Annotated in this window: 11 protein-coding genes; 4 read left to right on the forward strand and 7 right to left on the reverse strand. The window is 47.1% G+C overall.

All coding sequences use genetic code 11. The features are described 5' to 3' along the window. Window positions 1–440 precede the first annotated feature (440 nt). The 7 genes from idi to JHD69_RS17495 all read right to left on the reverse strand — a co-directional run bounded on the left by idi (window position 441) and on the right by JHD69_RS17495 (window position 5,593). A complete protein-coding gene (gene idi, locus JHD69_RS17465; RefSeq protein ID WP_199141635.1) occupies window positions 441–1,004 on the reverse strand; it encodes an isopentenyl-diphosphate Delta-isomerase in 564 nt (187 codons plus the stop codon). Then, window positions 994–1,692 carry a lycopene cyclase domain-containing protein gene (locus JHD69_RS17470; protein ID WP_199141636.1) on the reverse strand — a complete coding sequence of 233 codons (699 nt, stop codon included), beginning with the start codon at window positions 1,690–1,692 and terminating at the stop codon, window positions 994–996. Before JHD69_RS17470 ends, idi begins: the two co-directional genes overlap by 11 nt. Beyond that, window positions 1,689–2,075, reverse strand: a complete 387-nt coding sequence (locus JHD69_RS17475; RefSeq protein WP_233166013.1) for a beta-carotene hydroxylase — start codon at window positions 2,073–2,075, stop codon at window positions 1,689–1,691. The genes JHD69_RS17470 and JHD69_RS17475 overlap by 4 nt, the downstream gene beginning before the upstream one ends. Window positions 2,076–2,156: 81 nt before the next feature. Beyond that, window positions 2,157–2,585 (reverse strand): hypothetical protein, encoded by a 429-nt coding sequence (locus JHD69_RS17480; protein WP_370583514.1) that lies wholly within the window; start codon window positions 2,583–2,585, stop codon window positions 2,157–2,159. Between the two features lie 17 nt (window positions 2,586–2,602). Beyond that, the gene (locus JHD69_RS17485) at window positions 2,603–3,439 is read right to left on the reverse strand and encodes a phytoene/squalene synthase family protein (protein WP_199141639.1); all 837 of its coding nucleotides are present in this window, start codon (window positions 3,437–3,439) and stop codon (window positions 2,603–2,605) included. Continuing rightward, on the reverse strand, window positions 3,423–4,916 hold the full coding sequence (locus JHD69_RS17490; RefSeq protein ID WP_199141640.1) for a phytoene desaturase family protein: 1,494 nt from the start codon (window positions 4,914–4,916) through the stop codon (window positions 3,423–3,425). The genes JHD69_RS17485 and JHD69_RS17490 overlap by 17 nt, the downstream gene beginning before the upstream one ends. Then, window positions 4,913–5,593, reverse strand: a complete 681-nt coding sequence (locus JHD69_RS17495; protein WP_199141641.1) for a MarR family winged helix-turn-helix transcriptional regulator — start codon at window positions 5,591–5,593, stop codon at window positions 4,913–4,915. Before JHD69_RS17495 ends, JHD69_RS17490 begins: the two co-directional genes overlap by 4 nt. A gap of 871 nt (window positions 5,594–6,464) precedes the next feature. On the opposite strand from JHD69_RS17495, the gene JHD69_RS17500 reads away from it, so the two are divergent. The 4 genes from JHD69_RS17500 to JHD69_RS17515 all read left to right on the forward strand — a co-directional run bounded on the left by JHD69_RS17500 (window position 6,465) and on the right by JHD69_RS17515 (window position 10,569). Beyond that, entirely contained in the window at window positions 6,465–7,760 is a 1,296-nt protein-coding gene (locus JHD69_RS17500; RefSeq protein WP_199141642.1) for a DUF389 domain-containing protein, read from the forward strand. A gap of 2 nt (window positions 7,761–7,762) precedes the next feature. Continuing rightward, window positions 7,763–9,001 carry a cation:proton antiporter gene (locus JHD69_RS17505; protein ID WP_199141643.1) on the forward strand — a complete coding sequence of 413 codons (1,239 nt, stop codon included), beginning with the start codon at window positions 7,763–7,765 and terminating at the stop codon, window positions 8,999–9,001. A gap of 267 nt (window positions 9,002–9,268) precedes the next feature. After that, window positions 9,269–9,637, forward strand: a complete 369-nt coding sequence (locus JHD69_RS17510; RefSeq protein ID WP_199141645.1) for a hypothetical protein — start codon at window positions 9,269–9,271, stop codon at window positions 9,635–9,637. Between the two features lie 149 nt (window positions 9,638–9,786). Further along, window positions 9,787–10,569, forward strand: a complete 783-nt coding sequence (locus JHD69_RS17515; protein ID WP_199141644.1) for an MbnP family protein — start codon at window positions 9,787–9,789, stop codon at window positions 10,567–10,569. Window positions 10,570–10,690: the final 121 nt, after the last annotated feature.

Below are 10,690 nucleotides of genomic sequence, written 5' to 3' on the forward strand. Positions count from 1 at the left end.
AGATGTGTATAAGAGACAGATGCCCTATTTAAGGGGTTTTTGTAAGAATTTGCATTTTTGTTTCTGTCTTGTAACTTCCTGTATTTCAGTACGTTACATTTTAAGTACTCAGAGCGGAACTCAAACATTTTGTTGTAACTAACTGTTCTTCAGTTTGTTGCAAATTAATTTAAAAGTTGACTCACGAATAACTCTTTTTGTATTGTAAATAACTGAAAATCAGTATCTTAATAACTTGTCTAATTCATCCAGACGTGATGCAAAGATAGCAAACCTTCGTTAACTGGCAATAGGAGGGACTAAAAATTAAGCTTTCAGGCAGGCGAATTTGTTCTTTAGAAATAGTTTAAACAAACGACTAATGGAAAAAGGAAACGGACAGGTGTTGGCAACAATCGTTGGGCAAAGTCGATCTGCCGTATTTTTAAGGGAGTGGCAGCTTAGCCTCCTTGTTCCACATAGGCCACTACCCTGTGGAATGCAGATCTGAACCAGTAGGTGTAGTTGGCCGGGTTGTCCCGGATGTCGGTGGCGATCATGTCTGTTTCCATCCATTTGTAGTCCTGTACTTCATTGGGGTTGGGAACAGGCCTTGAGCTGGTGAAGCCGTAGAAAACATGGTCGTATTCGTGCTCGATGAGCCCGTTTTCGACGGGCGCATGGTAGATGAAGGAAAACAGTTTTTTGATGCTACAAGAAAGCCCCATTTCATAGGAAAGCCTTTCCGATGCACTTTCCCTGATATCTTCGTGCAACTGGGGATGGGAGCAGCACGCGTTGGTCCATAGGCCTGCTCCGTGGTATTTGTCAGATGCACGCTGCTGGAGCAGCATTTGCCGCCGTTCGTTAAAGATGAACACTGAAAAGGCCCTGTGGAGGAGGCCTTGCCGATGAGCTTCTATCTTCTCTGCTTCGCCGATGGGATTGTCGTCTTTGTTTACTAAAACTACCTTGCCTCTGTCCGTAGGCTGGGAGCCATCCAGGCGCGTTGGTCTATGTTGCATCGGTTTCGGGTTTTTGGAACATCTTGAAGAAATAGAGGATCAGCAGGAACTGGGTGTAGCCGTATACTGCGTCTTCAATGGGAATGGTCAGCATCCGGATACCAAGAAATTCTTTGGGGCTGTAGTTTACGATTGGCGAGTCGATCCCTGTTCCTGTAAGCACCCCGTTTACGGGAAAGAAGCCTAGCATGAGGATTGAAAAAACAAGAGATGCCCTGCCTATCCATGGTGCCCTTGCAACAAAATGCAAAAAAAGGAGCGTGAGCAGGGCCGCCATTGCGGTAACCAGGGTGTAGGTTTTTTCCTGGTGCAGCAGCGCCACAAGCCCGAATACTACAGTTGCCGCGAAAACGATGAGGTTATTCAGGGCATCCGCCCACCCGAGCCTGACAAGCCTGTCCAGGCAAAAGAACGTAAATACGCAGGAAAAAGGAATGCAGACGAAAAAAAGCCATTCTTCTAGCGGCAGTCCGGCTATCGTTATGCCAACGGTGTAAGTCGTATCGAACCACCAGATGCCTGCTTTGGCAAAGTAGATGTCCCAAAGTATGAACGGGACGGCTACAATGGCACAGGCCTTCAGAAAGGAAAGGAGCTGTCTGTCGAACCTGATCCGTTTGTGGAAGGAAAAGGCGAGGCATGGGGCTATGGTCATTAGATCGACGAACAGGTAGGTAAAGGGTTTCATTTGCCGCTGTTTTTGAGGTACATCCTGAAATATTTTACCGGTACCCAAAGAAAGCCGTAACATTCGCCATGAAGCCTGCCCAAGTGCTTATGGTGCTGTTTGTGCGCCCTCCTGATGGCCAGCAGATAAGGGTTGCGCGTATCCTTGAGCAGGGGGATGCGTTGATGGATAAAAATGTCGTGCATAAGGAAATAAGCCATTCCGTAGAGCGAAATGCCGAGGCCGATGTAGAACCGGTAGTCAAAACCGGCCAGCGAACCGAAGTACATCAGTGCTATGGCGGGGGTGGCGAAGATGGCAAAGAAATAGTCGTTGCGCTCGAGCACTCCCTTGTTGCTGTGGTCGTGGTGGTCGCGGTGCAGAATCCACAGAAACCCGTGCATGACGTATTTATGAATGAGCCATGTGGCCCCTTCCATCAGTATGAATGTGCAGAATGTGGTGATAATGTCCATATATGTATTTTATCTGATGTCTTCCAGCATTTTTTTAAGTTGTGCGGAGGTAACGCTGCCTCTGTTGGCGACGATAAACTGTCTGTCTTTTTCGATCTGGCTGTCATATCCCAGAAAAGATGGGCAGTTCTTTTGTACCGACAGCCTTATAAAGCGGATTTCAACGTTTTGCGGGTCTTCCGATACCGCCTGCTCTATGTATTTTTTGCCTTTGTTAAAGGTTGCGAGCTTTGCAAACGGATTGAATGCATGCTTTGCCCAGATGGCTTTGAATCCTCCCAGATAGGCTTGGTGAAGCGGGCTCCGGTGGGTTTCGGAGAGCTCGTCGATCATTGCACCGCAGACCTTCTTGTCGCTTGCCGCCTTTACATAGTTCACCCTGATGCGCTCCATGTCTGTCTCGGAAGCCTTTGCGCCCCAAAGGAGGGCTGACGCCACTATAATAGCCAGGAATTTCATAAGGCAGCAATTTTGTATTGAAGATAACTGCTCATGGCCAGCGACAGCTTCTGCGTATTGGGTATTCGGATGCGTTGGGCCATGATTTTTTCGGCAGGGGTGTTTTTAATTTTCTTGAACAGGGAAAGATAATACCTGTAGGCAAGGTATACGCCGAAACGCGAGGAAACCGGAAGCTTTTTGATGCCCTGCAGGGCATCGTCGAACTCTGTTTCTATTTCCTCTTCGATCTGTCGCTTGGTTTCGTTGCAGAATATGCTGCTGCCAACATTGGGAAAGTAGCTGCGCCCAAGAATATGGAAGTCTTCCTTCAGGTCCCTGAGGAAATTCACTTTCTGGAAGGCCGAACCCAGCTTCATGGCGTGCGGCCTGAGCTTTTCGAAGGCTTCGCGGTTGCCTTCTACAAAGACCTGCAGGCACATCAGGCCTACCACTTCTGCAGAGCCCAAGATGTACTCCTGGTAAAGGTCAGTATTGTAGTCTATCTTTTGCAGGTCCATTTCCATGCTGTGGAGGAACTGAGCAATCAGCTGTTTTTCGATGGAATACCTGTTCACCGTTTCTTGGAACGACTGCAACACCGGGTTGAGGGAAATACCTTCGTCGATGGCATTCCAAGTTTCGGATTTCAAACGCCCGAGCAGTGCCGGCTTGTCGAATTCATGGAAGCTGTCTACGATTTCATCGGCCAGCCTTACATATCCGTATATGGCATATATCGCCGGGCGTATGGTAGGTCTTAGCGCCAGTATCCCAAGGGAAAAACTGGTACTGTATTTTTCGGTAACGGCTTTGCTTACCTTAAAGGACAACTCGTCAAATAGCTTTTTCATACTTTTTGTTTTTGATGGTGTTCAATTCTCTGGCCGCTATCCTGCCTGAAATGATGGCGGGAGGGACGCCTGGCCCGGGCACGGTCAGCTGGCCGGCATAGAACAGGTTGTCCAGTCGACGGTTTCTGACCGAAGGCTTAAGCACCGCCGTCTGGCCCAGGGTATTGGCCAGTCCGTACGCGTTGCCTCCGTAGGCATTGTAGTCGTTTATAAAGTCACTTATGCAATAGCTTTTTTTGTAGGCCAGCTTTTCGGCCAGGCGCTGCGTGCCGGTGTGCCTTTCGAGCCTTGAGAGCATCTGATGCAGATAAAGCTCGCGCTGGTCTTCGCTGTCCTGGAGCCCGATAGCCAGCGGCATGAGCAGGAAAAGGTTCTCCTGGCCTTCGGGAGCTACCGAAGCGTCTGTTTTCGAGGGGCAGCAGGCATAAAACAACGGTTCCGTGGGCCACGTTTTTGTACGGTAGATGGCATCGACGTGCCTGTCTAGGTCGTTTTCAAAAAACAGGGTGTGGTGGCCCAGTCCAGGAATTTTTTCGGTGATGCCCAGGTAATAAATCAGACATGAAGGGGCGAACGTCCTGGATGACCAGTACCTTTCGCTATAGTTGCGCAGTTCCCTGTCGAGAAGCGTTTCGGTATGGTGGTAGTCCGATGAGGCGATAATAGCATCAAATTCAAGGCGCACCCCGTTTGCCAAAAGGCCTGTCGCCCTGTCATTGGTAGCAAGTATCTTTTCCACATCCTGTCCGAAATGGAAAACGGCGCCCTGCCGTTCGGCTATCTGCTGCATGCCTGCCACCAAGCGGTGGAAGCCACCCATCGGGTACCAGGTGCCCAGCACGTAGCCACCATAGTTCATTATGCTGTAAAGCGCTGGGATTTCCTTAGGGGATGCGCCAAGAAAAATGACGGGAAACTCCATCAGTGCCCTGAGCCTGTGGTCTGAAAAATACCTTTGTACATAGCTCCTGAAGTTGGAGAGCAGGTCGAGCCTGATGGCACTCCGCGCGATTTTCGGAGAAATAAATTCGGTCCAGCTGTGGCAGGGCTTTTCTACGAATTCCTTCATGCCCACTTCGTACTTGTATTTGGCCGAGGCCATGAAGGCATCGAGCTTTCCGCCCGCACCGGCTTCTATCTGCTCGAACAGAGCCTTTAGCTGATCGTAGCTGCTCGGCACTGCTATTTTTTCGCCCGCAAATACCATTTCAAACTGTGGATCCAAAGGAACCAGGCTGTAGAAATCAGAAGAGCTATGTCCAAAGTCCCGGAAAAAGTCCTCGATGATATCAGGCATCCAGTACCAGCTCGGCCCCATGTCGAACGCAAAACCGTTTGTGGTACGGAACTCCCTTGCCCGTCCGCCTGCCTGCGCGTGCTTCTCGAACACATGCACCTCGTGTCCGGCCCGTGCAGCGTATGCAGCTGCGGACAGACCTGAAATTCCGGCTCCTATTATTGCTATTTTTTTGTTCATGCGGTTTGGTTTTTTGGGGACAGGTAGGTTTGGCTGACTGTATCCAAAAGGTTTCTGCTTTCGATGTTCTGAATGAATATCGGGTGGTGGAAGCGTTCCAGCTTGCCGAGCAACCTGATCAGTTCCATTTTTTCGTTATGGGAGAGGTCGCCCGAAACGATCATGGTGGCCTGCCTGATGCTGTCCATCTGCTGCTCTAGGACCTGTAGCCCCTTTTCGGTGATGGAGACGATCCTGCTTCTCTTGTCGGTTTCCGAACTTCCCTGCAGCGCCCAGCCATTGGCGATCAGCCTGTTGATGGTCAGCATTCCTGTAGGTTTGTCCTGTATGTTTTTCTTAACGAGTTCCATTTTAGCCATCGGGCCGAAGGCCTTTAGGTTGATCAGGTAGATGAACTCCTCCTGCGTAGAGAAATCAGATCCGTGGATCGCTGACCTGGAATAGGTCTTGGCGTAACGGTTCATGTGGACCAGCAGGGTGCTGATCACACTTTCTGGGCTCCTGCCGTTTTCTTTTCCGTCCCAGTACGGCTCGTCTGCAGCAGGCATTTTTTCTTTTTCGCTGGCCGCTATCCATTTTTTAAACCCGGCCAGGTCTTTATCGCAAGAGGCGCTGTTGGTACCGCTGTCAAATGCCTCTACAAGCGAAAGCACGTCCTTTAGGAGTTGGTAATTCATTTGGCTTTAAATTAAGTATGTAAATATACTAATTTTCTTGTATTTTTGTTTATTAATATTCTAATTTTTGCCTAATGAGTAATAGAATGGTTAGGAAGAAGTAGCCCGATGCCGCTTATAGGGAGTATTGGAATGGGCGTAATAATGTTAGGCTAAGGTGGATAAAGCAATTTAATTGACTCCTTGCGACCAATTTCTAGACATCACAAGATAGTTTGGTTGTCAGCCGGGTAGCTGTCAGATCATTTTTGGAGAGGAGGGGGCAATAGCCTGTAGTTTTTCTAATATTTAATTATTTTCGAAAAACTCTTTTCAATTAAAATTAGTGCCCTAATTGTGTATTTCGGAAATACTATCCAGTCCTGTACGTTCCAAACTGTTCAGTAGACACTATGGATTTGTGGTTTGACACTTACCTCTCATAGAACACCAGATTCTTTTTGCCCCTTATTACTCCTTAATCAATAATCCTGAAGAAAGGCTCCTTTTGCTTCGCAAAAGCCCTTACGAGCTGCCAAAAGCACTCTAAGAATAGCACTTGGGAAATAGATAAGCTGTCCAAGTTTGATTTTCTTTTAAAGCGGTTTTTCCTCCACCAAGAATCAATTTCGCTCATCAAACAATACCTTGTCCAGAACACATTTAGATAGTCTTAAATCCGCTTAAAATCAGTCTATTGACCATTTTTTAGCGAAAATCAGTGGCAGTTTGCAACGTTAGAAGTGGCCAGTTTGCAAAAAAAGCAGTGGCCAGTTTTGGAATAATCTACAGCCTGTCTTTTGAATTACACTAATAATAATATATTTGCTTGAAGCGACAGGCGGTTCGGCAACAATCAACGCTGTTATGGTTGCACCACAACTATACGTTTATGAACATATGGAATTCACTTTTTAATCTTAAGCGGGGAGAGGACGAAAAGGAGAACGTGCTTGCCAATATCAGGGCAAATATATCTTTTAAAGGTGCCAACCTTTGGATACTTGCCTGTGCGATTTTAATTGCATCGGTAGGGCTGAACGTAAACTCCACGGCGGTTATTATCGGAGCAATGCTGATTTCTCCTTTGATGGGCCCCATTGTAGGTGCCGGCTTTGCCCTGGGAATGTTCGACTTCCAGCTCCTGAAAAGATCCCTGCTCAACCTGCTTATTGCAACCATAGCTGGGCTGATCGTATCTGCGGTCTACTTCTTTTTTACGCCATTTAAAGATGCCCAATCCGAACTGCTTGCGCGTACGGCTCCGAATATCTATGATGTCCTGATCGCGTTTTTTGGCGGCCTTGTAGGGGTAATTGCCGTAACAAGGGTTGATAAGGGAAATCCGATACCTGGCGTGGCAATAGCTACCGCGCTTATGCCGCCGTTGTGTACGGCGGGCTTCGGAATTGCCACCGGAAATTGGAAGTATGCCGCCGGAGCATTGTTCCTCTATGCCATAAACTGTACCTTTATCTGTATCGCTACTTACCTGATCGTAAAACTGTTGAAGTATCCATCGATTAAAGTTGAGGAAAAACAGGAAAGGCGGGTACACTGGCTGATCAGTTTGCTGATCGTCCTGATGATAGCCCCCAGTGTCTATTTTGCATATACCTTCTATAAGGAACAGCAGTTCAGGAAAAATGTCCGCGCATTTATCTCTAAGGAATTCGAAGAAAAAGGAAATACCGTTATTTACCAGAAAACCAATTATTCGATCAATCCCAAGACGATAGAGCTTGCTTTTCTGGCCAAGAAGTTCACTCCAGATGAAATCTATGAACTTAACGGTCGGCTGCCCCATTACAGGCTGGCGGATGCAAGGCTGATTATCCGTCAGGACAGCACTTTTCTTGCACAAAACCTACAAAAGACGGAGAGCGGAAATGAAAAGCAATCAGGCCATAACGAACAGCTGGTGATCAGCCGTCTGCAAAAAGAGCTACAGGCCTATCAGCTGAACGCCACAAACCTTATGCCGGAAGCAAGGGCCATCTTTCCGGCAATATCTGGTATTTCCATTGGCAAAATGCAGGTTTTAGACAACCCAGACAGCCTTTACATGGTTCCGGCAGCCATATATTCCAGTGAAAAGCCATTGCCGGGCGAAGAGGAAAAGAAGCTGAAAAGCTGGCTAAAGGCAAAACTCTTTCTTGACACACTGACTGTTTACCGAAAAAAATAGAAATGGATATTTACACTTACCTAGTCATACTCATCGGTCTTTCGGCTACATTTTCATTTATCAACCAGCGATGGATTAAACTGCCTTTTGTCATAGGCCTGTTCCTGCTGTCGTCTATTGTCTCCATTGCCATACTGAGCCTGCGCTTTTGGATGGAGCTGCCGTTTGACAGGCTCCACGACCTGATTGAAAATGCCCACATTGAAAAGATAATCATCGATGTACTGCTTGGATTTTTATTGTTTGCGGGAGCATTGCATACCGACTGGTCAAAGCTGAAGCTGCAGATCCGGTCCATATCCGTTTTTGCCCTTCCCGGGGTTATTTTCTCGACGCTCATTATTGCCGCATTGTTTTATGGTGCAGCATGCCTTCTTGGCCTTGAAGTAACGTTCATTTATTGCCTGTTGTTCGGTGCACTTATTTCTCCAACTGACCCGATCGCTGTACTTGGCATACTTACCAAAGCCGGTGTGCCCCAAAAAACGGAGACAACGATTGTGGGAGAAAGCCTTTTCAATGACGGCGTGGGCGTGGTGCTTTTTGTAGCTCTGTTGGAATTGGTAAGGTCGGGCAATACCACATTCGATTTTTCTTCGTTCGGGCTGCTGTTTTTGCAGGAAGCCGTGGGTGGCATTACCGTCGGCCTGGTCTTCGGCTACTTGCTGCACATTCTCCTGCGTGCGATCGACCACTATGAAACAGAGGTATTGCTGACCCTTGCCTTTGTAATGGGCGGCTATTCACTGTTCAACTATGTTCACATATCCGGTGCCTTGGCCATGGTGGTAATGGGACTGATGGTGGGAAATTTTAAGCAGGATATCGCGATGAGCAACACTACGCAGGAATATGTCCATAAGTTTTGGGAGCTGGTTGATGTAGTGCTTAATGCGATCCTTTTCATACTGATCGCATTTGTAATCCTGCTGGTAGAGTTTAAAAAGGAATATATCATTTTGGGCGGCCTGGCCATTCTCATTGTATTGCTCAGCAGATTCATAATTGTCTATTTTCCGCAGATGCTGATGGGCAGATTTTTGGATATCGACCGCAAGGCGGCGAAGATTATCTGGTGGGGTGGTCTGAGGGGAGGGCTTTCCCTCGCGCTGGTGTTATCTCTTCCTGCATCGGAAACTAAAGACCTGTTGTTGGTCGTGACCTATCTGGTGGTCGTTTTCAGCATCCTTATACAGGGGCTAACCATTGGAAAAGTCGCTAAGGGGGCTGCTAATGCGTGATAGTTGACAAAACCAATTTGGTTGACCCCATCCGGCTGATTTTAGAATATCCCATAAAAGTTTAGTCGCCATAAAAGCAGTCTTTAGATTGTTTTGGCGAGGAAGGACCAAAGTCTTATGTTTTTTCTACCTTATGGGGGCTGTCGGATGCGTTACTATGGCGAATTAGAACTAAAGGCAAATTAAAATCAGCTCGCAAAGATTTTACATTTTTGCTTATTTATTATGTTATTTAGCATATGTTTTGCATATCTTTGCAGGCGAATAATGAAACGGTTTCTTTCTATATTCCTGCTGGTTTCGCTAATCGCCTCCAACTTTACGAGTTCCTTTATCTACGTAGGCTTTGAGGCGAACCGTACCTATATTGCCAAAACCCTTTGCGAAAACAGGAACAGGCCTGAGCTTCACTGCAACGGAAAGTGCTTCCTGAAGAAAAAGCTTAAAGAAGCCGAAGAGAAGGAGAAGAAGCAGGAACGGGAAAACCAAAAAAACCGCTTCCAGGAAATACTTCCCGATGCGATCATCCTTACCGAAACAAAAAAGGTACGGGATAAAATCAGCTATCCGGAAAGCCTGATCTCGGCAACAATTGACCGTTCGTTTTCTATTTTCCAACCACCCCGGTTCTGTTAGTTTTTATCGTAAGCAACCTTACTTCCATGGATCTGATCCAATGGGATAGGTATGCATTTGACCCTATTAGATCATAACATTAAAAAAACATAACAAAAATTACTTGGGATGGCCAAAACCGTCTTGAGAAGGAAAATATATAGCCAAAAATGAAAAAACAACTAACTATCATAGCCCTTGCTGCATTGCTTTTCGCTTCGTGCGATAAAAAGAACGATACCGTAACACCTGAAGAAACCAGCGGCAAAGCAACCATTACATTCGACGCCGTTGTAGGCGCTTCTGATTTTGCGCTGAACAAAGACTTTACCGTGGGAACCAAAACCTGGAATTTCAGCCAGTTGAGGTATTGGGTAAGCAACGTGGTGCTCGTAAAAGCCAGCGGCGAAGAAGTGGCGGTGCCAAACAGCTACTACCTGATCGAAGAAAACGTTGCCGTTCCTACAAACAGCGATTTTGTATATCCGGCAAACAAACGCGAAACAGTAACGATAGGTGATATCCCTACAGGCGACTACAAGTCGATCAAGTTCTCGGTAGGCGTTCCAGAGAAATACAACAACAACCTGAGCTTGCAGGCCGGAGAGCTTTCGCAGCTTAACGGCATGACCAACATATCGTGGATGTGGGCTACCAGCTATATCTTCTCGTCATTGAAGGGCAGCGTTAAAGAAGGAACTGTTTCAAAAGCCATTGCAGTAGAAACCGGTCTCAATGCCAATTTCAAAACCGTGTCGCTTAGTCTTCCAGCCACGCTGCACATCGGATCTAACAAGGCTACCAGCATTTTGCTCAATGCCGATGTAACTAAGATTACGGATGGTGTAGATATCATGGCAACTCCAAGCGTCGGTGCTTCGCAGGCCACTGTAATGAGTGCCGTGGCCACCAACTACTCAAGCAAGGTGTTTACTGTTAAATCAGCCCAATAATACAGATGGAAGCTCCTATCGCCTATAAGCGATATGTGCGCGTCCTGATGGCTTGTGCCTTTTTGGGCGCCTCATCCTGCAAAAAGGACGAGGCGCCCATTTTGCCCGAGGCATTGGAAGC

This window comes from Pedobacter sp. ASV12, from assembly GCF_016429155.1.
GTDB lineage: Bacteria > Bacteroidota > Bacteroidia > Sphingobacteriales > Sphingobacteriaceae > Pedobacter.